This window comes from Pseudonocardia sp. (assembly GCF_050250275.1).
GTDB lineage: Bacteria > Actinomycetota > Actinomycetes > Mycobacteriales > Pseudonocardiaceae > Pseudonocardia.
On record NZ_JBFWOY010000043.1, the window covers coordinates 23,695 to 47,950 of the forward strand.

30 protein-coding genes and 1 pseudogene are annotated in these 24,256 nt (G+C 74.3%); 19 read left to right on the forward strand and 12 right to left on the reverse strand.

Annotated features, from left to right (window positions below):
• Positions 1-68 precede the first annotated feature (68 nt).
• Entirely contained in the window at positions 69-800 is a 732-nt protein-coding gene (locus AB7F12_RS28515; RefSeq protein ID WP_428498324.1) for a helix-turn-helix transcriptional regulator, read from the forward strand.
• On the opposite strand, the gene AB7F12_RS28520 is transcribed toward AB7F12_RS28515, so the two are convergent.
• The gene (locus tag AB7F12_RS28520; protein ID WP_428518040.1) at positions 776-2,842 is read right to left on the reverse strand and encodes a transglycosylase domain-containing protein; all 2,067 of its coding nucleotides are present in this window, start codon (positions 2,840-2,842) and stop codon (positions 776-778) included. The two genes, AB7F12_RS28515 and AB7F12_RS28520, sit on opposite strands and share 25 nt — an antisense overlap.
• A 233-nt stretch (positions 2,843-3,075) precedes the next feature.
• Here AB7F12_RS28520 and tatA point away from each other — a divergent pair, with 233 nt between their 5' ends.
• The gene (tatA, locus tag AB7F12_RS28525; RefSeq protein WP_428498322.1) at positions 3,076-3,309 is read left to right on the forward strand and encodes a Sec-independent protein translocase subunit TatA; all 234 of its coding nucleotides are present in this window, start codon (positions 3,076-3,078) and stop codon (positions 3,307-3,309) included.
• A gap of 207 nt (positions 3,310-3,516) precedes the next feature.
• On the opposite strand, the gene AB7F12_RS28530 is transcribed toward tatA, so the two are convergent.
• Positions 3,517-4,245 (reverse strand): SDR family NAD(P)-dependent oxidoreductase, encoded by a 729-nt coding sequence (locus tag AB7F12_RS28530; RefSeq protein ID WP_428498354.1) that lies wholly within the window; start codon positions 4,243-4,245, stop codon positions 3,517-3,519.
• A 138-nt stretch (positions 4,246-4,383) separates the two neighbouring features.
• Between AB7F12_RS28530 and AB7F12_RS28535 the strand changes: the two genes are divergently transcribed.
• The 3 genes from AB7F12_RS28535 to AB7F12_RS28545 are packed head-to-tail and all read left to right on the forward strand — an operon-like array spanning position 4,384 to position 6,429.
• Positions 4,384-4,716: an MSMEG_0570 family nitrogen starvation response protein gene (locus AB7F12_RS28535; RefSeq protein ID WP_428498321.1), complete on the forward strand. Its 333-nt coding sequence runs from the start codon at positions 4,384-4,386 to the stop codon at positions 4,714-4,716.
• 35 nt (positions 4,717-4,751) lie between these two features.
• The gene (locus AB7F12_RS28540) at positions 4,752-5,627 is read left to right on the forward strand and encodes a shikimate dehydrogenase (RefSeq protein ID WP_428498320.1); all 876 of its coding nucleotides are present in this window, start codon (positions 4,752-4,754) and stop codon (positions 5,625-5,627) included.
• Positions 5,620-6,429 (forward strand): methyltransferase domain-containing protein, encoded by an 810-nt coding sequence (locus AB7F12_RS28545; RefSeq protein WP_428498319.1) that lies wholly within the window; start codon positions 5,620-5,622, stop codon positions 6,427-6,429. The genes AB7F12_RS28540 and AB7F12_RS28545 overlap by 8 nt, the downstream gene beginning before the upstream one ends.
• A gap of 19 nt (positions 6,430-6,448) precedes the next feature.
• Here the strand turns inward: AB7F12_RS28545 and AB7F12_RS28550 are convergent, their stop codons facing one another.
• A complete protein-coding gene (locus AB7F12_RS28550; protein WP_428498318.1) occupies positions 6,449-6,745 on the reverse strand; it encodes a transcriptional regulator in 297 nt (98 codons plus the stop codon).
• Complete coding sequence (locus AB7F12_RS28555) at positions 6,742-7,230, reverse strand: hypothetical protein (protein WP_428498317.1); 489 nt, start codon at positions 7,228-7,230, stop codon at positions 6,742-6,744. The genes AB7F12_RS28550 and AB7F12_RS28555 overlap by 4 nt, the downstream gene beginning before the upstream one ends.
• A gap of 192 nt (positions 7,231-7,422) precedes the next feature.
• Between AB7F12_RS28555 and AB7F12_RS28560 the strand changes: the two genes are divergently transcribed.
• From AB7F12_RS28560 to ppgK, 6 genes are all read left to right on the forward strand, one after another.
• Complete coding sequence (locus AB7F12_RS28560) at positions 7,423-7,698, forward strand: hypothetical protein (protein WP_428498316.1); 276 nt, start codon at positions 7,423-7,425, stop codon at positions 7,696-7,698.
• Between the two features lie 68 nt (positions 7,699-7,766).
• Positions 7,767-8,246 (forward strand): MarR family winged helix-turn-helix transcriptional regulator, encoded by a 480-nt coding sequence (locus AB7F12_RS28565; protein WP_428498315.1) that lies wholly within the window; start codon positions 7,767-7,769, stop codon positions 8,244-8,246.
• Entirely contained in the window at positions 8,243-9,052 is an 810-nt protein-coding gene (locus AB7F12_RS28570) for an ABC transporter ATP-binding protein (RefSeq protein WP_428498314.1), read from the forward strand. The genes AB7F12_RS28565 and AB7F12_RS28570 overlap by 4 nt, the downstream gene beginning before the upstream one ends.
• The gene (locus AB7F12_RS28575) at positions 9,012-9,839 is read left to right on the forward strand and encodes an ABC transporter permease (protein WP_428498313.1); all 828 of its coding nucleotides are present in this window, start codon (positions 9,012-9,014) and stop codon (positions 9,837-9,839) included. Before AB7F12_RS28570 ends, AB7F12_RS28575 begins: the two co-directional genes overlap by 41 nt.
• Positions 9,840-9,878: 39 nt before the next feature.
• Positions 9,879-11,531 (forward strand): phosphoglucomutase (alpha-D-glucose-1,6-bisphosphate-dependent), encoded by a 1,653-nt coding sequence (gene pgm / locus AB7F12_RS28580; protein ID WP_428498353.1) that lies wholly within the window; start codon positions 9,879-9,881, stop codon positions 11,529-11,531.
• 1 nt (position 11,532) lies between these two features.
• Entirely contained in the window at positions 11,533-12,294 is a 762-nt protein-coding gene (gene ppgK, locus AB7F12_RS28585) for a polyphosphate--glucose phosphotransferase (protein ID WP_428498312.1), read from the forward strand.
• Between the two features lie 57 nt (positions 12,295-12,351).
• Here ppgK and AB7F12_RS28590 read toward each other — a convergent pair whose 3' ends face one another.
• Positions 12,352-12,795 (reverse strand): hypothetical protein, encoded by a 444-nt coding sequence (locus tag AB7F12_RS28590; RefSeq protein ID WP_428498311.1) that lies wholly within the window; start codon positions 12,793-12,795, stop codon positions 12,352-12,354.
• Between the two features lie 268 nt (positions 12,796-13,063).
• The gene (locus AB7F12_RS28595) at positions 13,064-13,453 is read right to left on the reverse strand and encodes an STAS domain-containing protein (RefSeq protein ID WP_428498310.1); all 390 of its coding nucleotides are present in this window, start codon (positions 13,451-13,453) and stop codon (positions 13,064-13,066) included.
• 320 nt (positions 13,454-13,773) lie between these two features.
• Here AB7F12_RS28595 and AB7F12_RS28600 point away from each other — a divergent pair, with 320 nt between their 5' ends.
• Positions 13,774-14,043 (forward strand): hypothetical protein, encoded by a 270-nt coding sequence (locus AB7F12_RS28600; RefSeq protein WP_428498309.1) that lies wholly within the window; start codon positions 13,774-13,776, stop codon positions 14,041-14,043.
• A gap of 14 nt (positions 14,044-14,057) precedes the next feature.
• On the opposite strand, the gene AB7F12_RS28605 is transcribed toward AB7F12_RS28600, so the two are convergent.
• Positions 14,058-14,225 carry a hypothetical protein gene (locus AB7F12_RS28605; protein ID WP_428498308.1) on the reverse strand — a complete coding sequence of 56 codons (168 nt, stop codon included), beginning with the start codon at positions 14,223-14,225 and terminating at the stop codon, positions 14,058-14,060.
• 281 nt (positions 14,226-14,506) lie between these two features.
• Between AB7F12_RS28605 and AB7F12_RS28610 the strand changes: the two genes are divergently transcribed.
• The 4 genes from AB7F12_RS28610 (at position 14,507) to AB7F12_RS28625 (ending at position 17,646) form a co-directional block, all read left to right on the forward strand.
• Positions 14,507-15,046 carry a mycothiol transferase gene (locus AB7F12_RS28610; protein ID WP_428498307.1) on the forward strand — a complete coding sequence of 180 codons (540 nt, stop codon included), beginning with the start codon at positions 14,507-14,509 and terminating at the stop codon, positions 15,044-15,046.
• Positions 15,047-15,107: 61 nt separating this feature from the next.
• On the forward strand, positions 15,108-15,512 hold the full coding sequence (locus tag AB7F12_RS28615; protein ID WP_428498306.1) for an ATP-binding protein: 405 nt from the start codon (positions 15,108-15,110) through the stop codon (positions 15,510-15,512).
• A 152-nt stretch (positions 15,513-15,664) separates the two neighbouring features.
• Positions 15,665-16,702: a sigma-70 family RNA polymerase sigma factor gene (locus AB7F12_RS28620; RefSeq protein WP_428498305.1), complete on the forward strand. Its 1,038-nt coding sequence runs from the start codon at positions 15,665-15,667 to the stop codon at positions 16,700-16,702.
• Positions 16,703-16,815: 113 nt separating this feature from the next.
• Positions 16,816-17,646 (forward strand): SAM-dependent methyltransferase, encoded by an 831-nt coding sequence (locus AB7F12_RS28625; RefSeq protein WP_428498304.1) that lies wholly within the window; start codon positions 16,816-16,818, stop codon positions 17,644-17,646.
• Positions 17,647-17,665: 19 nt separating this feature from the next.
• On the opposite strand, the gene AB7F12_RS28630 is transcribed toward AB7F12_RS28625, so the two are convergent.
• Both AB7F12_RS28630 and AB7F12_RS28635 read right to left on the reverse strand, forming a co-directional pair.
• On the reverse strand, positions 17,666-18,556 hold the full coding sequence (locus AB7F12_RS28630; RefSeq protein WP_428498303.1) for a helix-turn-helix domain-containing protein: 891 nt from the start codon (positions 18,554-18,556) through the stop codon (positions 17,666-17,668).
• Positions 18,557-18,693: 137 nt separating this feature from the next.
• Positions 18,694-18,960: a DUF397 domain-containing protein gene (locus AB7F12_RS28635; protein WP_428498302.1), complete on the reverse strand. Its 267-nt coding sequence runs from the start codon at positions 18,958-18,960 to the stop codon at positions 18,694-18,696.
• Between the two features lie 232 nt (positions 18,961-19,192).
• Between AB7F12_RS28635 and AB7F12_RS28640 the strand changes: the two genes are divergently transcribed.
• Positions 19,193-19,417, forward strand: a complete 225-nt coding sequence (locus AB7F12_RS28640) for a hypothetical protein (protein WP_428498301.1) — start codon at positions 19,193-19,195, stop codon at positions 19,415-19,417.
• Positions 19,418-19,537: 120 nt separating this feature from the next.
• Positions 19,538-20,716 carry a glycosyltransferase family 4 protein gene (locus tag AB7F12_RS28645; RefSeq protein ID WP_428498300.1) on the forward strand — a complete coding sequence of 393 codons (1,179 nt, stop codon included), beginning with the start codon at positions 19,538-19,540 and terminating at the stop codon, positions 20,714-20,716.
• On the opposite strand, the gene galK is transcribed toward AB7F12_RS28645, so the two are convergent.
• The 3 genes from galK to AB7F12_RS28660 are packed head-to-tail and all read right to left on the reverse strand — an operon-like array spanning position 20,703 to position 23,787.
• Positions 20,703-21,917, reverse strand: coding sequence for a galactokinase (galK, locus tag AB7F12_RS28650; RefSeq protein ID WP_428498299.1), 1,215 nt, complete (start codon positions 21,915-21,917; stop codon positions 20,703-20,705). The genes AB7F12_RS28645 and galK overlap by 14 nt on opposite strands.
• Positions 21,914-22,990 (reverse strand): galactose-1-phosphate uridylyltransferase, encoded by a 1,077-nt coding sequence (gene galT / locus AB7F12_RS28655; protein WP_428498298.1) that lies wholly within the window; start codon positions 22,988-22,990, stop codon positions 21,914-21,916. The genes galK and galT overlap by 4 nt, the downstream gene beginning before the upstream one ends.
• Positions 22,987-23,787, reverse strand: coding sequence for a DeoR/GlpR family DNA-binding transcription regulator (locus AB7F12_RS28660; RefSeq protein WP_428498352.1), 801 nt, complete (start codon positions 23,785-23,787; stop codon positions 22,987-22,989). Before AB7F12_RS28660 ends, galT begins: the two co-directional genes overlap by 4 nt.
• 283 nt (positions 23,788-24,070) lie before the next feature.
• Here AB7F12_RS28660 and AB7F12_RS28665 point away from each other — a divergent pair.
• Positions 24,071-24,256, forward strand: a pseudogene (locus tag AB7F12_RS28665) (Na+/galactose cotransporter); the annotation flags it as partial.

Consider the following 24,256-nt stretch of genomic DNA (forward strand, 5'->3'; position numbering starts at 1 on the left):
GGACTGGACGTTAGAACTGTCCAGGCTCTAATGTCAATGAGACTGTCCGATAGAAGGAGGTCGCGCGGATGACCGATCCGACCACCCAGATCGAGACCGTCAGCGCCCTCGCCGAACCGCAGCGTCGCCGCCTCTACCGCTACGTCGTCGCCCAGGCCGACGCCGTCAGCCGCGACCAGGCCGCCGCCGCGACCGGCCTGCCCCGCCACACCGCGAAGTTCCACCTCGACCGCCTGGTCGACGACGAGCTGCTCGTCGCCGAGTTCCGCCGGCTCGGAACCCGGCGCGGCCCCGGCGCCGGCCGGCCCACCAAGCTCTACCGCCGCTCGAGCCGCGAGTTCGAGGTGAGCCTGCCCGCACGCCGCTACGACCTCGCCGCCGCCGTCCTCGCCGCCGCCGCGGAGGAGACCCTCACCCACGGCACCCACCTCGCCGACGCCGTCCGCGCCGCCGCCGCGGCCGCAGGCACCCGCGCCGCCCGGTCCTCCGACGGCGACGTGCTCGCGACCCTGGCCGATCTCGGCTTCGAACCCCGCACCTCCGCCGCCGTCACCACCCTGGTCAACTGCCCGTTCCACCGGCTCGCCGCCACCCACCCCGCGCTCACCTGCGGCATGAGCCTGGACCTGGTCCGCGCCGTCCTCGACGTCCGCGGCGAACCCGCCGACCACGCCGTCCTCGACCCCGGGACCGGCCGGTGCTGCGTGGTGCTGCACGACATCGCGACCGCGCCACCGTCAGCCGGGAGTCACGACGACCCGCCGCCGGCCGGGCCTCACGACGAGCCGCCCGTCAGGTAGCGGGGGTCCGGCGGCGGCAGCGGCAGCACCGGCTGCCCGGCGAGGATGTCCCCGACACCCCGGTAGAACGTCCTCGCCGGCACCTTGCCGCCGTAGATGTTGCCCGACCCGCAGCTGACCGGCGGGCTGCCGTCGCAGATGGGCCGTGGGGCGTTGCTGTCGTCGAACACGATCGACGAGCCCGCCAGCTGCGGCGTCGCCCCCACGAACGCCGCCGACTTGTACTGCTGCGTCGTCCCCGTCTTCGCCGCGACCGGCCGGTCCCAGCCCATCGCCCCCGCCGCCGCCGCCGACGTACCGCCCGGGCCGTCGTCGTGGCTGAGCGCGTTCATCATGCTGTCGGCGATCCCGGGGTCGAGGACCTGCTTGCACGCCGGCTGCGTCACCGTCACCGGCGCGCCCGACCGGTCGGTCACCGACAGCACCGGGCTGGGCGGGCACCACGTGCCGTGGCTCGCCAGCGTCGCCATCACGTTGGCCAGCTCCAGCGAGCTCGTCGGCGACACACCGAGGGTGAACGACGCCTGCCGCTGCGACTTCGCGACGTCACCGATCGACCGCGACCCCTGCGTGCGCGTCGCCGGCGTCGTCGCGAGCGAGGTCAGCCCCAGCCGCTCGGCCATGTCGACGACCGGGGGGATGCCCGTCGACTCCTCCAGCTTCACGAACGCCGTGTTCGGGGACTCGGCGAGCGCCTGGGTCAGCGAGAGCTGCGCGGCGTAGTTGCCGTCGTTGCGGACCGGGATCGGGGTCCCGCTCGGACCCCGGTAGATCGGTGAGGTGTAGCCGCTGGCGGGGACGTCGATGATCGAGTCGATGCCCAGCCGGCCCTGCTCCAGGGCGGTGGCCGCGGTGAAGATCTTGTAGACCGACCCGGCGCCCATGTTCTCCGGGACGTAGGGCAGGCCGTAGCTCGACTCGCCCGGCTTGTTGCCGTACGTGCGGTTGGCCGCCATGGCCAGCACCCGGTGCGCGTCGGCACCCGGCTCGATCACGGAGATGACGTCGGCGACGTGCGGCTGCGTCGGCGGGACCTGTTCGTCGACGGCGGCCTTGAGCTTGTCGAGCGCGCCCCGGTCCAGCGTGGTCCTGATGGTGTAGCCGCCGGTCTCCAGCTGGTCGCCGGTGATGCCCGACTGCGCCAGGTAGGACAGCACGTACGCGCAGAAGAAGCCCGCGTCGCCGGCGCCGATGCAGCCCTCCGCGGGCGCCGCGAGCGGGGACCGGACCCCCAACGGGGACTGCAGGGCCACGTTCGCCTGGTCCGGCGTGATCGAGCCCTGGTCGCGCAGCTGCCCGAGCACGACGTCGCGCCGCCCCTTCGCCGCGTCGGGGTGCAGCACCGGGTCGAAGTCCGTGGGGCTCTGCACCATCCCCGCCAGCAGCGCCGCCTGCGGGACGGTGAGCTGGTCGGCGGTCGTCCCGAAGTAGATGCGCGCCGCGGCGCCGACACCGTAGGCGCCGTTGCCGAAGTACACGACGTTGAGGTAGTCGGCGAGGATGTCGTCCTTGCTCACCTTGTGGTCGAGGCTGATCGCGAGCTCGGCCTCCTTGAGCTTGCGCGCGTAGCTCGGCGCGACCGCGGCCCGGCGCTGCGCGTCGGTGGTCGCGGCGACGTAGAGGTCGTAGTTCTTCACGTACTGCTCGGTCAGCGTCGACGCGCCCTGCGTCGCGCCACCGTTGGAGTTGTTCACCAGCGCCCGGGCGGCGCCGAGCGGGTCGAACCCGCCGTGTTCGTAGAAGCGTTTGTCCTCGATCGCGACGATCGCCGCTTTCATCGCCGGCGATATCTGTGCCGCTCTCACCGGCATCCGGTACTGGCCGAACAGATAGGCGATCGGATTTCCGGTGGAATCGGTGACGGTCGACGCGGCCGGCAGGACCCCCGACTCGAGATCGCTCGTCGAGCCGACGGCGGACTCCACGACCTGCCCCGCGAACGCCCCCGCGCCGCCGACGACCGGGAACACCGCCGCCGCGAGCACGAGGCCCGCCGCCACGACCATGACGACGAGCCTCCCCAGCAGCTTTCGTGCACTCACCGGTGCGTGTCTACCAGGCCCGGACCGGGTGCCGGCGGCGGCCCACGGCGCCCCGCACCGGCGTCCGCGACGAACTCCCGGAAACGGACTCCATCGCTCACAGCACCTTTTCCGGACCTGTCGGCACTATTCTCCGGACCATTTCCGGTACTGCGGACGAATGGCCTGAGAAGCGGCTGAGAATTGTGGAGCCGATGCCGGGTGGATTCACCGCGGGAGGCACACTGACAGGTATGGGTGAGCTGAGCTGGTGGCACTGGCTGATCGTCCTCGGGGTCGCGGTCCTGCTCTTCGGCGCGAAGCGGCTCCCCGACGCCGCCCGCAGCCTCGGCCAGTCGACGCGCATCCTGAAGGCCGAGCTGCGCGCCGACTCCCCGGCGCCCGCGACCGCCCCGCCCGCGACCCCTCCGGCCGCCACACCGCACGCCGCCGCGCCTGTCACCGACGCCCCGCCGTCCGCCGGCTGACGACACCCGCGCGCAACCTCACTGCCCCACTCCGCCGCCGGTGCGACCGTCAGGTTGCGCCCGAACACCCGCGCGCAACCTCACTGCCCCACTCCGGCCGCCCGCACGACCCTCAGGTTGCGCCCGAACAGCAGCGCGCAACCTCACCGCTGCACCCGCGCCGCCCACACGACCCTCAGGTTGCGCCCGAACAGCAGGCAGGGCAGGTCAGCGCGGGATGCGGCGCCACACCGCGCGGGGCAGCAGCCGCATCCCGAAGAACACCGGCCGCAGCACCGCCGGGACCCAGAGCTCACGACGGCCCTTGCGCAGCGCGGCGACCGTCGCGTCGGCCACCTGCTCGGGGGTGCTCGACAGGGGCGCGGGCGTCATCCCCGCGGTCATCCGGCCGACGACGAACCCGGGCCGCACCAGCAGGGTCCGCACCCCGCTGCCGTGCAGGGCGTCGGCCATCCCGCTCGCGAAGCCGTCGAGGCCCGCCTTGGCCGAGCCGTAGACGTAGTTCGCCCGGCGGACCCGCCACCCCGCGACGGAGGAGTACACGACGAGCGTGCCGTTGCCCTGCGCCCGCAGCACTTGCGCCAGATGGGTGAGCACGTGGACGTGGGCGACGTAGTCGGTGTGCACGATCTCGACGGCGTGGGCGGCGTCGGCCTCGGCGCGGTCCTGCCGGCCGAGGATGCCGAAGGCGACGATCACGGTGTCGAGGCGGCCGTGGCGGGCGACGAGGTCGTCGAGCAGCGGCCGGTGCGACGCCAGGTCGTCGGCGTCGAACTCGACCCGTTCGACCTCGGCGCCACCGGCGCGGACGCGGCGTTCCTCGTCGTCGAGGTCGTGGGCGCGGCGCGCGGCGAGCACGACCGTGCCCGCTCCGGCGGCCGACAGCCGTTCCGCGACGGCCACCCCGATCTCGCTGCGGCCACCGAGCACGAGCACCGTCGATCCCGATCTCACGGGGGCAGTGTCCCGGGCCGGGCTGCGGGCGGAACCGCCGGGGCGGGCCGGGGACTAACCTGTGCGTGATCGCCGACGTCGCCGGTCACGTCCCCGACCCCGCGCACCTCGAGGAGAGCCGTGCCCGATGTTGTGTTCGACGTCCGCTGGCCGGACGGGTCGACGCAGTCGTTCTACTCGCCGTCGCTGATCGTCAAGGACTACTTCGAGGCGGGCGCCGAGTACACGCTCGACGACTTCGTCGCGCGTACCCGCGAGGCCATGACGCTGGCCGACGAGCGGGTCCGCGCCAAGTACGGCATGGGCTGTTCGGAGTCCGCGATGACGCTCGCGGGCGTCGAGTACGGGGCGCGGCGGTTCGCGACGCGTGGGGACGCGGGCGCGGCCGACGGCGCGGCCGGCACGGTCACCGTGGAGCGGTTCCGCAGCTGGGGCCCGCCGCAGGGGTACTGATCAGGGGTGCCGGGCGCGGTGCGCATACTGCGGCCATGCCTGCGGAACCGACCCGCCCGGAACCGACCCGCCCGGGATCGAGGAGACGCGCGGCCGTGCTCGGCTCCCCGGTCGCGCACTCGCTGTCGCCGGTCCTGCACCGGGCCGCCTACGACGCGCTGGGTCTGGACGGCTGGCACTACGGCCTGCACGAGTGCGACGAGGCGGGGCTGCCCGGTTTCGTCGACGACCTGGACGGCTCGTGGGCGGGGCTGTCGCTGACGATGCCGCTCAAGCGGGTCGCGATCGACGTCGCCGACCGCGTGTCGGCGCTGGCCACGGCCACCGGGGCGGCGAACACGCTGGTGTTCGGCCCGCAGGGGCGGTTCGCCGACAACACCGACGTGGCCGGGATCGTCGAGGCGCTGCGGGAGGCGGGGGTGGCGACGGCGCGGGACGCGGTCGTCCTGGGCGCGGGCGGCACGGCCCGGGCTGCGCTCGCGGCGCTGCGCGAGCTGGGCGACCCGGCGCCGCGGGTGCTGGTGCGCGACACCGGCCGGGCCGCGGCGTTGCGCGAGGCGGCGCAGCGGCTGGGTGTCACCCCGGACGTCCGGGCCGATCTGGCCGATCCCGCCGACGCGGCCCGCGCCCTCTCCGGTGCGGGGGTGGTGATCTCGACGCTGCCCCACGGCGCGGCGGACGTGCTGGTCGGGACGCGGTGGTCGGCGTCGACGGCCGTCCTGGACGCCGTGTACGCGGGCTGGCCGACCCCGTTCGCCGCGTCGGCGGCCGCGGCGGGCTGCCGCGTGGTGAGTGGGCTGTCGATGCTGCTGCACCAGGCAGTCGAGCAGGTGACCCTGATGACGGGGCGGCCGGGCCCGGTCGGTCCGATGCGGACGGCGCTGGACCAGGAGGTGGGTGCTCGTGCCTGAGACCCCGGACGTGTACACCCACGGCCACGCCGACAGCGTCCTGCGCTCGCATCGCAACCGGACCGCGGCCAACTCGGCCGCCTACCTGCTCCCCCACCTGCGGCCGGGCCTGTCGCTGCTCGACGTCGGCAGCGGCCCGGGGACGATCACGGCCGACCTGGCGCGGCTCGTCGCGCCGGGACCGGTCGTCGGCATCGAACCGGTGGAGGACCCGCTCGCCGAGGCGCGCGCGACGGGCGCGGGTATCCCGACGCTGCGGTTCGAGGTCGCCGACGTGTACCGGCTGGACCCGGCGGCGGGCCGGTACGACGTCGTGCACGCCCACCAGGTGCTGCAGCACCTCACCGACCCGGTCGCGGCGTTGCGGGCGATGGGCTCGGTGCTGGCCGACGGCGGGGTCGTCGCGGTCCGTGACGCCGACTACGCGGCGATGACGTGGTTCCCGGCCGACGAGCGGCTCGATGCCTGGCTCGCGACCTACCGGGCGGTCGCCCGGTCCAACGGCGCCGAGCCCGACGCCGGGCGCAGGCTGTACGCGTGGGCCCGCCGGGCGGGGTTCGCCGAGGTCACGGCGTCGGCCTCGGTGTGGTGCTATGCCACGCCCGAGGAGCGGCAGTGGTGGGGCGGCGCGTGGGCCGAGCGGATCACGGGCTCGAGGGTGGCGGAGCAGGCCGTCGAGCGCGGGATCGCCGACCGGGGCGATCTGGCGGAGATGGCTGCGGGCTGGCAGGCCTGGGCATCCGATCCCGACGGTTGGTTCGCCCTGCTGCACGGCGAGGTCCTCGCACGTCGGCCCTCGTGAGCGGCCGAGCCGAGCGACCTCAGACCGTGTGGGGGCCGTCGAGCAGCGCGCGCAGTGCGTCGCGGTGCGCGGTGTAGGCGGTGCGGCCCCGCGCGGTGAGCGCGAACGTCGTGGTGGCGCCGCGGCCGCGGCCGCTCTTGTGGACGCTGACGTAGCCGGCCTGTTCCAGCGCGGACATGTGCTTGGACAGGTCCGAGTCGCTGACCTGCATGAAGTCCTTGAGGAACCGGAAGCTGACCGAGGGGGCGTTGGCCAGCACCGCCATGGCCGCGAGGCGTTTCGGCGTGTGGATCGCGGGGTCGAGGCCCTCGATCACGAGCGTCCCGCGATCCCCAGCCGGGCGCGGGTCCGCGCGGCGGCCCGCTCGTAGCGCCGGTCGTACTCGGCGAGGCCGCCGGTGACCAGCACGAACGTCGTCAGGGCTGCGGCCGCGACACCGAGCAGCCACCACAGGAGCCCGACCGCGGCCACGACGACGGCGACGCCGAGGAAGTAGCCGCGCCACACGGGCACGAGCTCCGTCGGGGGTGTGGCGCGCCCGGGCATCGGCAGGGCGCCGTGGCTGCGGGAGAGCCACGTGAGGTAGCCGGCCTCGATCGCCACGAGCGCGATCATCGCCGCCACGAACAGCAGGGCGTTCTCCCGCCACCAGGTGAACGCGCCGACCATCGCGGCGGCCCACAGGCCCATGAGCGGGAAGTGCCACCAGGGCGTGGCGGGGTGGATCACGAAGGGGGCGGCCTCGGCGCGTTCGAGCTCGTCGAGCACGTCCCGGGGGTCGCGGTGCCGGTCGTCGGTCATGCCGCGAGAATACTTTCCACTTTCGAAAGTGACAACTTCCCATACCGGCTCACCGCGGACGTGAACGCTGTCGGTACCGTGGCCACGGCACGCACCGACCGGCACGACGCACACCGACGGTCACGCTGCACACCGACGGGCACGACGCACACCGACGAGCACGACGCACACCGACGAGCAGGAGCGCAGGCGATGAGTGGGACCGGGCGAGCCAGCGAGGCCGAGCCGCAGCGTGGCATCGCGCAGTCCGACACCCTCGCCGTGGCCGGCACGATCCTCGGCATCGCGGGCGTCATCGGCGGACTGTTCATGCCGCTCGCCGCGTGGGCGCTGGGCCTGGCGGCGATCGTCCTCGGCGTCGTCGGCCGGACCCGCGGCGCGGGTGGGGCGTGGATCGCGGCCGTCGTGGTCGGCGTGCTGTCGATCGCGTGCGGTGTCGTCGTGCAGCTGGTCGTCCTCAACCAGTAGTGGGTGGTACGCGGTTCGGGATCGTGTGCTCGCGGCAATAGCTCTGTGACGGAGGTAAGGTCGCCCGCGTGACCCCTCCCCGCGGCGACGAGCTCATGGCAGCCGTCCTGGGCCTGCGCCGGGTCGTCCGCCGCCGGGTGCGCGAGACGTCGACCGATCCCGTGCTCCTGCGCGGCGCCCAGCTGGAGCTGCTGCAGCTCGTCGAGTCCGACCCCGACGTCGGCGTCGCCGCCGCGGCCCGCGGCCTGCACCTGGCGGCCAACACCGTCAGCACCCTGGTCAACCAGCTCGTCGCAGCCGACCTGCTGCGACGCACCCCCGACCCCGCCGACCGCCGCGCCGCACAGCTGCAGCTCACCGACGCGGCCCGGGCCCGGCTCGCCCGCTGGCGCGCCGCCCGCAGTGCCCTCGTCACCGCCGGCATCGCCGGGCTCGGCCCCGCCGACCAGGACGCGCTGGCGGCGGCGCTGCCCGCGCTGGCCCGGCTCACCGAGCTGCTGACCGACCAGCCCCACCCGCACGGCCCGATCGCCGAGGAGCCCCGATGACCGCGCCGCCACCCGCGGTCCGCTGCACCGGACTGCGTCAGGAGTTCGGCGACACCGTCGCCGTCGACGGACTCGACCTCACGGTGCACCCCGGTGAGGTGTTCGGCCTGCTGGGCCCCAACGGTGCCGGCAAGACCACCACCATCCGCATGATCACCACGTTGCTGCCGGCACCGCCCGGGGCGATCGAGGTCTTCGGTGTCGACGTCGCGCGCCGCCGCAGCGCCGTGCGCCGGATGCTCGGCTACGTCCCGCAGCAGCTCTCGGCCGACGGCACCCTGTCCGGCCGGGAGAACGTCGCCCTCTTCGCGCGGCTCTTCGACGTCCCGCGCCGCGACCGCGCCACCCAGGTCGACGCGGTGCTCGCCGCCGTCGACCTGCTCGACGTCGCCGACAAGCAGGTCAAGACCTACTCCGGCGGCATGGTGCGGCGCCTGGAGATCGCGCAGGCGCTGGTCAGCGCACCGCGGGTACTGGTACTCGACGAGCCGACCGTCGGGCTCGACCCCGTCGCCCGCGACGGCGTGTGGGACCGCATCACCGCGATCCGCGAGGCCACCGGGATGACCGTCCTGGTGACCACGCACGCCATGGGAGAGGCCGACGCCGAGTGCGACCGGATCGCGCTGATGCACCGCGGCCGCATCCGCGCCCTGGGCACGCCCGCCGAGCTGCGCGGCGCCATCGGACCCGACGCCACCCTCGACGACGTGTTCCGCCGCCACACCGGCGACACCCTCGCCGACCGATCCGGAGGACTGCGCGATGTCCGTGCTGCCCGTCGCACCGCCGGCCGCCTCGGCTGAGGACCCCGGCCCGTTCGGGACGCTCGCCATCGCGGTCCGCCGCGTCGCGACGATGTGCCTGGTCGAGCTGCAGCGGCTGCGCCACGACCGCTCCGAGCTGCTCACCCGTGCCGTCCAGCCCGCGCTGTGGCTGCTCGTGTTCGGGCAGGTGTTCACCCGCATCCACGCGATCCCGACCGGGGACACCCCGTACCTGGACTACCTCGCGCCCGGCATCCTCGCCCAGTCGGCGCTGTTCATCGCGATCTTCTACGGCATCCAGATCATCTGGGAACGCGACGCCGGGGTGCTGTCCAAGCTGCTGGTGACGCCGACGCCGCGGATCGCGCTCGTCGCCGCCAAGGCGTTCGCGGCAGGGATCCGGGCGGTGGCGCAGGCGGTCGTCGTCCTGGTGCTCGCGCTCGTCCTCGGGGTGTCGTTGTCGCCCGACCCGTTGCACTGGCTCGGTGTGATCGCCGCGCTGCTGCTCGGATCGGCCTTCTTCTGCTGCCTGTCCATCACCATCGCCGGGCTCGTGCTGTCGCGGGACCGGCTGATGGGCATCGGGCAGGCCATCACGATGCCGCTGTTCTTCGCCTCCAACGCGCTCTATCCCGTCGAGCTGATGCCGGGTTGGCTGCAGGTGGTCAACCACGTCAACCCGCTCAGCTACGAGGTGGAGGCGCTGCGGGGGCTGCTCGTCGGCACCCCGGCACGGCTGTGGCTCGACTTCGGGGTCCTCCTCGTCGCCGCGGCGGCGATGATCACGATCGCGTCGGCGCTGCTCCCCCGGCTGGTGCGCGGCTGATGCCGCGCACCACTTGCGCGCCAGCCGGCATGCGGCAGGCTGTGCCCCAAGGCCCCGCACCCGCGCGCCGGCACCCCCGCGCGCCCCGAGGACCTCGTCGACCTCGACGAGCTGTTCACCGCCTACCGCGACCGCCATCCCGACCCGGCGGTCGTCGCCGAACGCGTCGCGTTCGGCACCTCCGGCCATCGCGGGTCGTCGCTGCTCACCACGTTCAACGACGACCACATCGCCGCCACGAGCCAGGCGATCGTCGAGTACCGCACCGCCCAGGGCACCGACGGCCCGCTCTACCTGGGCCGCGACACCCACGCGCTGTCCGAGCCGGCGTGGACGACCGCGGTCGAGGTGTTCGCCGCCAACGATGTCGACGTGCTGGTCGACGCCGACGGCCGCTACACCCCCACCCCCGCCGTCTCGTTCGCGATCCTCACCCACAACAGCGGCCGCACCGCCGGCCTCGCCGACGGTGTCGTCGTCACCCCCTCGCACAACCCGCCCGCCGACGGCGGCTTCAAGTACAACCCGCCCCACGGCGGACCCGCCGGCACCGACGCCACCGGCTGGATCGCGAACCGCGCCAACGAGCTGCTCGAAGCAGGCCTGAAGGGCGTGGCGCGGGTCCCGCTCGAACGGGCGCGGACGCGCCCGTTCGACTTCCTCGGCACCTACGTCGACGCGCTGCCCGCCGTCGTCGACCTCGACGCCGTCCGCCAGGCCGGGGTCCGCATCGGCGCCGACCCCCTCGGCGGCGCCTCCGTCGACTACTGGGCCGCGATCGCCGACCGGCACCGCCTCGACCTGACCGTCGTCAACCCGGACGTCGACCCGCGGTTCGCGTTCATGACGCTGGACTGGGACGGCAGGATCCGGATGGACTGCTCGTCCCCGTACGCCATGGCGTCGCTGGTGTCGCGCATGGCCGAGAACCCCAAGTACCGCATCGCCACCGGCAACGACGCCGACTCCGACCGGCACGGCATCGTCACCGCCGACGGCGGGCTGATGAACCCGAACCACTACCTGTCGGTCGCCATCGGCTACCTGTTCGCGCACCGGCCCGGCTGGCCCGGGGGCGCCGCCGTCGGCAAGACCGCGGTCAGCTCGTCGATGATCGACCGGGTCACCGCCGACCTCGGCCGCACGCTGCTGGAGGTGCCGGTCGGGTTCAAGTGGTTCGTGCCCGGCCTGCTCGACGGGTCCGTCGGCTTCGGCGGCGAGGAGAGCGCGGGGGCCTCGTTCCTGCGGTTCGACGGCTCGCCGTGGTCCACCGACAAGGACGGCATCATCCTGGCGCTGCTCGCCTCGGAGATCACCGCCGTCACCGGGGCGACACCCAGCGAGCACTACCGCGAGCTGACGGGCCGCTTCGGCGACCCCGCCTACGCCCGCACCGACGTGGCGGCGACCCGCGAGCAGAAGAGCCGGCTGGGCAAGCTCGCGGCCGAGGACGTCACCGCCACCGAGCTCGCGGGCGAGCCGATCACCGCGCGGCTCACCAGCGCACCCGGCAACGGCGAGCCGATCGGCGGACTGAAGGTGACGACGGAGTCCGGGTGGTTCGCCGCGCGCCCGTCGGGCACCGAGGACGTCTACAAGATCTACGCGGAGAGCTTCCGCGGCGCGGAGCACCTGGCGCGCATCCAGGAGGAGGCCCGCGACGTGGTCTCCGCGGCACTCGGAGGAGCCTGACATGTCGAGCAAGTCCAAGCACGACAAGCACATCGGGTTCGGCATCGACATCGGCGGCTCGGGCATCAAGGGCGCCCCGGTCGACCTGCGCCAGGGCGAGCTGGCCGACGACCGGCTGCGCATCCCGACGCCGCAGCCGGCCACGCCCGACGCCGTCGCCGAGGTCGTCGCGAAGGTGCTCGACCACTTCGGCTGGGAACGCGAGTTCGGCTGCACACTCCCCGCGGTCGTGCAGCACGGCGTCGTGCGCACCGCCGCGAACATCGATCACAGCTGGATCGGCACCGACGCCCACGAGCTGATGAAGAAGGCCACCGGCCGCACCGCGCTGGTCGTCAACGACGCCGACGCCGCCGGTGTGGCCGAGGTCCGCTTCGGCGCGGCCAAGGGCAACTCCGGCGTCGTGCTGGTCAGCACCCTGGGCACCGGCATCGGGTCGGCACTGGTCATCGACGGGAAGCTGTGGCCCAACACCGAGCTGGGCCACCTGGAGATCGACGGCCACGACGCCGAGAAGCGCGCCGCCGACTCCGCCCGCGAGCGCGACGACCTCGACTGGGACGCCTGGGCCGAACGGCTGACCCGCTACTACGGCGTCGTCGAGGCGCTGCTGTGGCCGGACCTGATCGTCGTCGGCGGTGGCGTCAGCAAGAAGTCGGCGAAGTGGATGTCGAAGGTGGACATCCACACGAAGATGGTGCCCGCCGAACTGCTCAACGAGGCCGGGATCGTCGGCGCCGCGCTGCTCGCCGCCGGGAAGTGACGTGAGACGTCGTCGCGGCCGTGCCCCGGCGCCGGCCGCGTCGACGGCGTGGTCGGGTCAGCCGGCGAGGACCGAGGTGCGGCGCAGCCCCGCGCGCGGGGCCGGGACCGCCGCCGGGGTGGTCCGGGTCGCCTCGGTGTAGGCCGCGAAGACGTCGAGCAGGCTGGGCTCCTGCGGGGCCGCCGCGGCGCCTTCCACCAGCAGCCAGCCGCCGCGGGCCTGCAGCCGCGTCCGCAACGGGTCCAGCGCGCCACGCAGCGCCGCGGGTGCGTCGGGCGAGGCCACCGCGTCGACGATGACGTGCCGGGCGCCCTCGACCTCGACGACCGCGAGCAGCCGCGTCGCGCGGCGGACGGCGGCGGCGTCGAGCGGCCCCCGCACCGACACGACCACGTCGTCGTCACCGTGGAAGGCCACGGCCACGCTGCCCGCGGTGGCGGCCCCGGCGGGGGTGAGCTGCGTCGGCGCGGAACGGGTCACGGCGGGGTGGGGGGAGCGCACGGGTCCTCCTGTACGAGCTGCCGGGAACGTCCCGGGACGGGCGGCGCGCACCTGCTCCGCCGCTCCCCCACGTGAGGAACGTGCCCCCGAGCGACCAGGCGCCGCTGCCGACGGGGAGTCCATACCCGGGACCGGTCGGCCCGGTAGGGACCAACGGCCCCGGAACGCCGGGCGGCCCGGAGCGGGCGCCGTGGCGCCCGGCGAGCCGGGCGCGGCGCGTGGCCCGGTGAGCCGCACCCGACAGCGGGTGACTCGCCCGCACCTGCCGTCAGCCGCGGGCGCCGGGACGCGGGTGCGCCAGTGCGGCGACGGCCTCCTCGGTGCTGAGCCCGGTGATCGGGAGCACCGCGTCCAGGCCCGTCCGGGCGAGGACGCGGGCGACCGCGCCGTGGTCGGTGCCGGTGATCCGCAGCCGCAGCCCACGGCGCTGAGCCGCGTCGTGGACCCCGAGCAGGACCTGCAGCGCGTTCGACGTCAGCAGCTCGACGTCGCGCAGGTCGAGCACGACGTGGCGCTGCTGGTCGAGGTGGAACTCGACGCGGAGCACGAGTTCGGGGGCGGTCACCATGTCGAGCTCGCCCTCTGGACGCAGGACGGCCACCGCCGGCGCCGGGATGTGTGCCCGGACCTCGAAACCACCTGGTGCCGGACTGGTCATCGGACTCATCGTCACTCCCGGCGGACGTCATGTGGGAACGGCGCGCATGCTGCCTGCTCAACACGATGCGTCTCGCCGGGTACTTTGACCGACCGCGACCCCCTCGGCAACCGCGGACGGGTCCGGATCGGTTCAGCGGCCGCGCATCTTCCCGCGTGGCGCAGACAACAGTGCGAACTCGTCTCGAAATGAGACACTTCACCCGGCTGCGGTGTCCCGACCCGCACCGCACGGGTGGACCGACACCACCGTCGACGTCGACGCGGCACCCTCCCCGACACGTCCGCGGCGACGCGGGCCCGGCCGCTGGAGACCCTTCGATGATCCGCATCTGCGAGCGCTGCTACGGCCACGTGGCCGCCCACGAACCGCATGTCGCGCTGGCGCACATCGACCACGCCCGAAGTGACGGCAGCATCGTGTGGAACCACTCCTACGTGCACACGACGTCGTGCACGGCGGCCGGCACGGGCCGGTCGCCGGTCGAGGTCCCCGACCGCGGCAGCTGGGACGACCGCCGTCGTGGACTGTCGCCCGCCGCCGCGTCGCACATCGCCCGCCGCAGCCAGCGGGTCCCGTACCGCGCCTGAGCCCGCGCCCAGGTCTACTCGCGGCGCGGCAGGTCCGCGCCGCAGCGCCAGCATGCCGTCGCGCCGGCCTCCGGGACCGCGGCGCACTCCGGGCACAGCAGGTGCGCGAAGCACGCGGGTGAACCGCCGACGTCGTCACCCTCGTCGGCGACGGGATCGGGCTCGGGGTCGGAGTCGTCCACGACGTCAGTGTCCTCCCCCGGACAGTGTCCTCCCCCGGACAGTGTCCTCCCCGGGGCCCGGCGGGCCGAACCGGTGGCTCGGCGCCGTGTCGGGCCCGGGGGTGCGCAGCGCCTCGTGGAGGCGTCGGTGTCCGGGCGCCGCGCGGACGGCCTCCGCGCCGGCGCGTTCGCCCAGGATCGACGCCCTGCGTCCCTGGTCGCGGGCGTGCGGGCCTGCGCGCTCGGCGGAGCGTGCGTAGCGTCCGGTCCGCACCCGCGTCGTCCACACCGGAGGCTGTCCCGTGACCCCAGCCGACCTGCTCGCCGAGGCGTTCGGCCGCATCCCCGACACCGTCGGTGCCGTGCTCGACGGTATCGGTGAGACGGGCCCCGACCCCGTCCTGTTCCGGCGCGCCGACCCCACGGCCAACACCGTCGCCTGGCTGGTCTGGCACCTCGTCCGGGTCCAGGACGACCACGTCAGCGAGGTCGCCGGGACCGAGCAGGCCTGGACGGCCGACGGCTGGGCCGACCGGTTCGCCCTCCCGCTGCCCGACGCCGCGACCGCCACCGGGTACGGGCACACCCCCGACGACGTCGCGGCCGTCCGGCCCTCGGCCGAGCTGTTGCGCGGCTACCTCGCCGCCGTCACCGAGCGCACCATGGCGTACCTGCGCACCGTCGACGAGGACGACCTGGACCGGGTCGTCGACGAGCGCTGGGACCCGCCCGTCACGCTGGGCGTGCGGCTCGTGTCCGTGGTCGACGACGACGCCCAGCACGCCGGCCAGGCCGCGCTGCTGCGCGGCCTCCTGGAGCGCGCCGGCGACCCCGCGGTTTGACACCGGTCCGGCCACGGGTATCCGCGCCCCGGGACGGCGACATCGGAGGAGTGGGGGCACGATGACGGGGGCAGGGGCGGTGTCGTGGCCGGTCCCCTGCGACCCCGGTTCGCTCGAACCCGTGCGCCGCAACCTGGGCCGGTGGCTCGCGGCCGCGGGCTGGCCCGCCGAGGCGGCGGCCGACGTCGTCCTCGCCGTCAACGAGGCCGTCTCCAACGCGGTCGAGCACGGGTGCGCGCAGCGTTGCGACGGGGTCCGTCTCGACGCGCGGCTCTCCTCCGCCGCCGGCGCCCATCGCCTCGACTGCACCGTGCACGACTGCGGGAACTGGGACGGCATCCCCCGGCGCTGCGCCCACCGTGGGTTCGGGCTCTCGATGATGCGCGCGTTGTCGGGCGAGGTCCGCATCGAGCACGGCGCTGTGGGCACGACGATCCACCTGACCTCGTTCGACCCGACCTGCTGAGCGGTGCCGCCGGGCGGCCCGCACCGCCCGCCGCTCCCGGTCCCGCCGCCCGGCCGTTCGACGCGGGCGTCTTGTCGGTGTGGCTCCCTATGCTGGCCCCACGTCCGCACGGGCGGTGCTGCGCCCGTGTCCGATACCTGGGGGTTCGAGCCATGACCGACCTGGCGATGCAGCCGGCGGCATCCGACGCCGCGGCCCACGGTGGCCTCGATCCGCGCCTGGAGGAGCACCGGCGCGAGCTCACGGCCTACAGCTACCGGATGCTCGGCTCCGCGTTCGAGGCCGAGGACGCCGTCCAGGAGACCATGATCCGCGCGTGGCGCGGGCTCGACCGGTTCGACGGGCGGGCGTCGCTGAGGTCGTGGATGTACCGGATCGCCACGAACGTCTGCCTGGACATGTTGAAGGGGCGCAACCGTCGGGCGCTGCCCATGGACCTCACGGCCGCCGGTGAGCCGGTCGCCGAGGCGCTGGGCGAGCCGCTCAACGCCCGGGCGTGGGTGGAGCCCATGGCCGACTCGCGGGTGCTGGCGTCGGCGGCCGATCCGGCCGAGACGGCGGTGGCGCGCGAGTCGATCCGGCTGGCGTTCGTCGCCGCCCTGCAGTACCTGCCGCCGCGCCAGCGCGCCGTGCTGATCCTGCGCGAGGTCCTGGCGTGGTCGGCCGCGGAGACGGCGGAGCTGCTCGACACGTCGGTCGCCTCGGTGAACAGCGCCCTGCAGCGGGCGCGCGCCACGATGGGCTCGCGCGACACCACCGACGACCGGCCCGACCCGATGAACGACGCGAACCGTGCGCTGCTGGAGCGCTACGTGGCGGCGTTCGAGGCGTTCGACATGGAGGCGCTCGTCGGGCTCATCGCCGAGGACGCCGTCCAGGTCATGCCGCCGTTCGCGCTGTGGATGCGGGGCCGCGACGACATCATCATGTGGATGGCCGACGGCCGGCCCGGCGCGGAGTGCCGCGGGTCGCGGCTGCTGCCGTTCGAGGCCAACGGCCAGCCGGCGTTCGCCGCGTACCGGCCGAGTGGGCCGAACGGGCTGCACCAGCCCTTCTCCGTCCAGGTGCTGCACGTGCAGGACGACCGGATCGTCGGGTTCAGCCATTTCCTCGACACGAACCTGTTCCCGTTGTTCGGGCTGCCCCAGCACCCCGACGGTGAGATCGGGGCCGGTCCCACGACCGGCTGAGCCCGCCGACACGCCCTGCCCGCCCGGGTCGCGGCGACGCCGGCATCGCTAGGGTCGACGCCTCCGGCGGGCCGTCCGGCCCGGCATCGGTTGCAGCGCACGAGGAGCACGTGGTGAACGATCGACCGGCGGGTGGACGCGGGACGTCACAGGACGACCCGCCGGCACCCGACCTGAGCAGGCCGTCGATCGCGCGTGTCTACGACTACGTCCTGGGCGGCAAGCAGCATTTCGAGATCGACCGCCGCGCCGCGCAGGGCTTCATGGACGCCCTGCCCGACGCACCCGTCATCGCGAAGGACAACCGCAACCTGCTGCGGCGCGGTGTGCGTCATCTGGTCGAGGAGGCCGGCATCCGCCAGATCCTCGACATCGGGTCGGGGCTGCCCACCGAGGGCAACGTCCACGATCTCGCGCACGCGGTCGACCCGTCGACGCGCGTGGTCTACGTCGACAACGATCCCGGTGTCCTCGCCCACGGGCGGGCGCTGCTGGCGGGCGACCCGACCACCGCCGTGATCACGGCCGACCTGCGTGAGCCGGCGGCGATCCTCGCCGACCCGGTGGTGACCGGCCTGCTCGACCTGTCGCGGCCCTACGCGCTGCTGCTGTCGGGCATCGTGCAGCACCTGGCCGACGAGGAGGACCCGTGGGGCGTCGTCGGCACGCTGCGCGAGGCGCTGCCGGTCGGGGGCTACATGCTGCTGTCGCACTTCCTCGACGACGACGAGCCGCGTGCGGCGAAACTGGAGCGCGGCTTCCTCGACGGTGGTCTGGGCACCGGCCGGTTCCGGGGCTGGGAGGAGATCCGCCGGTTCTTCGACGGGCTGGAGATGGTCGAGCCGGGTCTGGTCTACGCCAACGACTGGCGCCCCGACGCGGCCACACCCGCCGACAGCCCGGTCCACACGCTGTACGCGGGCGGGGTCGGCCGCAAGGTCTGAGCCACCCTCGTCGGGCCCGTCAGAGGTCCTGGCGGATCCGCATCAGCATCTCGGCGCTGCGGGCCGGGGTCTCGGCCTGCACGCACACCCGTTCCATGACGGCGAGGTAGCTCTCCACCTCGGAGCGCTTCTCCAGGTAGACCGCGCTGGTGAGCTGTTCGAGGTAGACGATGTCGGGCAGGTCGGGCTCGGCGAAGCGCAGGATCGTGAAGGGCCCGCCCGCGGCGGCGTGCCCGCCGAAGCGGAACGGCAGCACCTGCACCGACACGTTGGGCATCTCGACCATCCGCATCAGGTGGTCGAGCTGGCTGCGCATGACGCGGGGCGGGCCGAAGGGCCGGCGCAGCGCCGCCTCGTCGACGACCGCCCACAGCCGCGGCGAGCCGGGCTCGGTGAGCAGCTTCTGCCGGGTCATGCGCAGCTGGACGCGGCGGTCGATGTCCTCGACGGACTCGCCCTGGTGCCCGGCGACGATGACCGAGCGGGCGTAGTCCTCGGTCTGGAGCAGGCCGGGGACGAACTGGACCTGGAAGGTGCGGATCACCGAGGCGGCCTGTTCGAGCCGCAGGTACATCTCGAACCAGCTGGGCAGCATGTCGCCGTAGTGCTGCCACCAGCCGGGCGCGTTGGCCTGGGTGACGAGGTCCATGAACTCGTCGCGCTCCCGCTGGTCGGTGACGCCGTAGAGGGTGAGCAGGTCGGCGATGTCGCGTTCCTTGAACCCGACCCGGCCGAGCTCGAGCCGGCTGATCTTGGCGTGAGAGGCCCGGATGTGGTCGCCCGCCTGTTCGCGGGTGACGCCGTTGGCCTCACGCATCCGGCGCAGCTGGGTACCCAGGACGATGCGCAGGACGGTCGGGCCGCTGTAGCCGGGATCGGGCAGCCGCGGCGGCGGTCCGGGTGTGGTCACGGGACAGGCTCCAGACGCCGGGAACGCACGGTCGGTCACGCAGCATAGCGACGCGTGCGCGCTCCGCAGCGGCCCACGGAGTGCGGGTCGGCGAACGGCACCACCGGTCCGGGGCCGCGCGCTGCGCCGGGGGCGGGTCAGGAAGCGAGGTCGTCGAACTCCCCGCCGCGCACGCCGGCGACGAACGCCGCGAGCTCGGCCCGGGTGTAGACCAGCGCGGGACCGTGCGGTGCCCGGGAGTTGCGCAGGGCGACGTCGCCGTCGGGCAAGACGGCGACCTCCACGCAGTCGCCACTGGGGTTGCTCGCGGTGGCCTTGCGCCACGCGAGGTCGGGGAGGGCGGTGGCGGGCAACCATGCCGCGCCCCCGGGAATCCCGTGCGGGTCTGTGTCCGATGTCGCCATACTCGTCCCCCGATGCGCCGGACTGCCGGATCGTGCGTGCAGATGCACGTGCAGATGACCTTGCAGACACCTGTCGAGGCGGGAACGATAGCGTGCGTCGAGCGGGCCGGAATCCGGCCGGGGCGGGAACGGACGGGACGTGGCAGTGGGTCGAGCGGGACGGCGGCAGGGCGTGGACCCGGCCGCCACGGCGGCGGTCGGCGATGCGCCGGGAAGCGTGCCGTCTGCGGTGGTGACGGTCGCGGTGACGTGCCGGCTCGACTCCCGGTCCCATGCCGTCCCCGACACCGAGCTCACCCGCACCGCGGCCGCCGACACCGGCCGCTACCAGGCGATCTGCGGCCACGTCGTGTCCCCGGCGTCACTCGTGGCGCCCGACGGGAAGCCCTGCGACGCGTGCTCGGTGGCCACTCCCGCCGCCGGCACCAGAGGCCGCCGGCGCCGCCGCCCGGCCTGACCCGGCGGCCGCTCCCCCGCCGGTCCCCGACGTCGGCGACGCCTGTTCCTGCCCCGCCGCGGCGGTCTCGGTAGGGTCCGCGACGGACATCACCCGACGGGGTGACAGCGACGTGGCACCGTGGGCGTCGCCGCCCCCGGCCCGGGTGCCGACCGGCCGGAGCAGGAGGCCCGCCCCGTGCGCGTTGCCCATGTCGTCGCGTCGCTGCATCCCGACGAACCCGAGAACGGTCTGGTCGACCTCGCCCGGGCGGCACCCGCGGCCGGAATGGAGATGGTCGTCGTCGCGATCTCGACGGCGACGCGCTCGCCCGTCGCGGCCGAGCTGCACCGCCTCGGCGTGCCCGTCGAGGATCTGGGCAGCGCCCCCTGGGACCCGCGGGCGGTGACCCGCACCATCGAGGTGCTGCGCCGCCGCCGCGTCGACATCGTGCACACCCACGTCGGCAACGCCGACGTCGTCGGGGGCGCGGCCGGGGCCCGGCTCAGGCTTCCGGTGGTGTCGACGCTGCACCGCATCGAGTCCCAGCCCGCGGACGTCGGCGACCGGGCCAGGCGGGCCGCGAAGCTCCTCGCGCGCCGCCGGTTCGTCACCCGCACGATCGCGATCTCGCAGCTGCAGCGGGACTGGTACGCGGGGGCCGCGGCCGACCTCGTCGTACTTCCCAACGGCGTCACCGACCCGGGGCCGGGTGACGCGGCCGAGCGGGAGCGGCTGCGCGACCGCCTCGGCGTCGCGCCCGGCACGGTGCTGGTGGCGTCGGTCGCGCCGATGCGCCGCGGCAAGGGCCAGGACCTGCTGCTCGACGCCGTCGCCGCGCTCCCCGACAGTGCGCCCGTCACCGTCGTGCTCGGCGGCGACGGACCTCTCCGGCCCTGGCTGGAGTCGCGCGTCGACCGCGACGACGAGCTCGCCGCGCGGATCGTCTTCCACCCCAGCCCCGCCCGGCTGCCGCTGCTGCGGGCCGCCGACGTCATGGTGCACGCCACCCGCAACGACGCGATGCCGCGCGCGCTCGTCGAGGGCCTCGCCGCGGGGGTCCCCGCCGTCGCCAGCACGAGCGGCGGCATCCCCGAGATCGTCACCCGCGACACCGGTGTCCTCGTGCCGTTGGAGGCCGCGCGGATCGCCGCGGTCGTCGCGGAGCTGGCGGCCGACCCGCAGCGCCGCGAGCGGCTCGGGGCGGCCGCGCGCCGCCGGTTCCTCGACCGGTTCGAGGCCGGGCGGTGGGCGCGCGAGCTGGCGTCGATCTACGCGGGCCTGCTCGACGCGCGGTCCTCGGCGCTCAGCCGCCGCTGATCCGGTGCGCCCCCGCCGACGGGGTGGCGGGCACCGGCCGCGGCGGCGCGAACCCGCGGGCGGCGAAGGCCGCGGCGACGGTGTCGGTGACCGCGGCGGCGTCGGCGGACCGGGCGAGGATCACGACGCTGCCACCGAACCCGCCGCCGGTCATCCGGGCGCCGAGCGCCCCCGCGCCCAGCGCGGCCTCGACCGCGGTGTCCAGCTCGGGGACGGTCACCTCGAAGTCGTCGCGCAGCGACACGTGGGAGTCGGTGAGCAGCGGCCCGATCTCGCCGGGGCGACCGGCGTCGAGGAGCCCGACGACGTCGAGCACCCGCGCGTTCTCGGTGACGACGTGGCGGACCCGGCGGCGGACGACGTCGGCGTCGGCACCGGGGCCGGTGCCGGCGGCCGCGTCGAGCCGGGCCAGCGCCTCGTCCAGCCGGGCGAGCGCCGCGTCGAGGCCGGCGGGCGGGATGTCGCGCAGCGCCGCCACCCCCAGGGCCCGGGCGGCCCTCGCGCAGGCACGCTGGCGGTCGGCGTACTCGCCGTCGACGAGCTGGTGGGGGGCGTTGGTGTCGACGAGGAGCAGCGTCAGCCCTCCGCCGTCGCCGGTGTCGAGGTCGAGGGGGACCTGGCGGGTGGCCATGCTCCGGGTGTCGAGGAACAGCACGCTGCCCTCGGCGCACATCAGCGACGCCATCTGGTCCATGACCCCGCTGGGCACGCCGACGAACTCGTTCTCCGCGCCGCGGGCGTGTGCGGCGGCCTCGGGACCGGACAGGCCGAGGCCGAGCACGTCGTCGATCGCGCGCACGACGGCGCACTCCAGCGCCGCCGACGACGACAGCCCCGCCCCGGCGGGCACGTCGCCGTCGACGACGAGGTCGAACCCCTGACCGGCGAGCAGGCCGGCCTCGCGCAGCCGCCACACGACCCCCGCCGGGTAGCCGGCCCAGCCGTCGACCGAGCCGGGTTCCAGCCCTGCGACGGCGACCTCCACGACGGCGCCGCCCGGGCCGCCGTGCTGGCGCGACACCATCCGCAGCACCCCGGAGTCGTTGCGCCGCAGGGCCGCCGTGACGCCGAGCGGGAGCGCCCACGGCAGCACGAAGCCGTCGTTGTAGTCGGTGTGCTCGCCGATCAGGTTGACCCGGCCGGGGGCGTGCCAGACGACGTCGGGTCGGCCGCCGAAGACGTCGGAGAAGCCGGGCGTCACCGCACGTCCCGCAGCCGCTGCGCCACGGACTCGGCGAGGACGTCGGACACGAACGCCCCCGCGCCCGTCTCGGACCCGGCGAGGTACTTGAGCTTGCCCGGCGCCCGGCGGATCGAGGAGATGCGCAGGTGCAGGTGGGCGAGCTCGCGGTCGCCGTCGTGCTCCGGCCGGACCGGTGCCTGCTGCCAGCCGGCGACGTAGGGCAGCGGGTCGCCGTAGAGGGCGTCGAGGCGGCCGAGGACGTCGAGGTAGACGTGCGCGAACTCGTCGCGCTCGGCGGCGGTGAGGGAGGGGATGTCGGGGACCTGCCGGTGCGGGTAGAGGTGCACCTCCACCGGGTAGCGCGCCGCCTCCGGGACGAACGCCGTCCAGTGCTGCCCCGCGGCGACGACACGTTCGCCCGCCCGTTCGGCGCGCAGCACGTCGGCGAAGAGGTTGCGGCCGGTCGCGGCCTCGTGGGCGCGGGCCCGGTCGAGCATGCGCGCCGGGATCGGCGGCACGTAGGGGTAGGCGTAGATCTGGCCGTGCGGGTGGGCGAGGGTCACCCCGATCTCGGCGCCGCGGTTCTCGAACGGGAACACCTGCGCCACACCGGGGAGCGCCCCCAGCTCGGCGGTGCGGTCGGCCCACACGTCGACGACCAGGCGCACCCGCGCGACGGTCAGCTCCCCGAACGACGACGCGTGGTCGCTGGTGAAGCAGACGACCTCGCAGCGTCCGGCCGCCGGGTCGGGCGTCGCGCCCGAGGGCGCGGCGCCGCCCCCGAACGACGGGAAGCGGTTCTCGAACACGACGACCTGGTAGTCCGGGGTCGGGATCTCGGTGTGGTGCTCGCCGTGGGTGGGGTCGAGGGGGCACTGGTCGGCGGGGGGCTGGTAGGTGCGGTCCTGGCGGTGGGAGGCCACCGCCACCCACTCGCCGGCGAGGGTGTCGTAGCGCAGCTGTGAGGCCGAGACCGTGTGCGGCAGGTCGCGGTGGTCGACCAGGGACGCCGGGTCGCGCTCGGGCGTGCCGTCCTCGTCGAACCACATGATGTGCCTGCCGTCGGCGAGCGTGCCGTCGGTGCGCCTCATGCGTCGGCTCCGCGCGCCGGGCGGCTCACGGGGGCGACGACCAGCTCGTCGACCTCCCCGGCGAGGACCGCCCGGGCGTCGTCGGCGAGTCCGTCGTCGGTGACGAGCACGTCGGCGTCGGAGAGCGCCGCGATCGTCGAGATGCCCACTGTCCCCCATTTCGTGTGGTCGGCGACGACGACGAGGCGCTGACCGGCCTCGACGAGCGCCCGGTCGGTCTCGGACTCGGTGAGGTTGGGTGTGGTGAACCCGGCGGCGGCCGACATGCCGTGCACGCCGAGGAACACCGCGTCGAGGTTGAGGCTGCGCAGCGACGCCACCGCCACCGGCCCCACCAGCGCCTCGGACGGGGTGCGGATGCCGCCGGTGAGGATGACGGTCAGGTCGGGCCGCGGGGCGGCGCGGAAGACGTCGGCGACGGCCATCGAGTTGGTGACGATCGTCAGGCCCGGGACGTCGCCCAGCAGCCGGGCCAGCGCCCACGTCGTCGTGCCGGCGGACAGGCCGATCGCCGAGCCGGGTTCGACCAGCCGGGCGGCGGCGCGGGCGACGGCCTCCTTCTCGGCGAGCTGGCGCTGGGACTTCACGACGAAGCCCGGCTCCTCGGTGCTCGGCGCCCCGACGGCGGTGGCGCCGCCGTGGACCTTGTCGACGAGCCGTTGGCGCGCAAGGACATCCAGGTCACGGCGGACGGTCATGTCGGACACGCCGAAGTGGCCGGCGAGATCGCTGACACGGACGGCGCCGCGGGCACGGACCTGTTCGAGGATCAGCTCCCGCCGCTGTTGCGCGAGCAGACCCACGATCCCTCCCCCGGAGGATGACACCGCACGAGTTCGCACAGAATGCAACGCGATCCCCCAGCCGTCAACGCCCTCGGCCCGCTGCAGGTGGCAGGGGTCACCGATCCCGCCCCACGCGGCGCATCAGTGCCGGATCGTTACGTCGACAATTGTTGGATTGTGTCCGAGGCCGCTACCTTGCACTGCACAACTGTTTCCCGGACATCGACGGACACGCGGGAGTCGCGATGATGCGAAGCGGACGGCACGGACCACGCCACTCCGCGAGGAGGGTGGCATGACGAGCCTCCTCGCCCAGGCCAGCGCCGACGTACGGCTCGACGCCAACCTCGTCGACTACCTGCTCGTCGCCTTCTACTTCCTGCTGGTGCTGGGCATCGGCTACGTGGAGCGGCGGTCGGTGTCCTCCAGCCTCGACTTCCTGCTCTCGGGCCGCTCGATGCCCGCCTGGGTCACCGGCCTC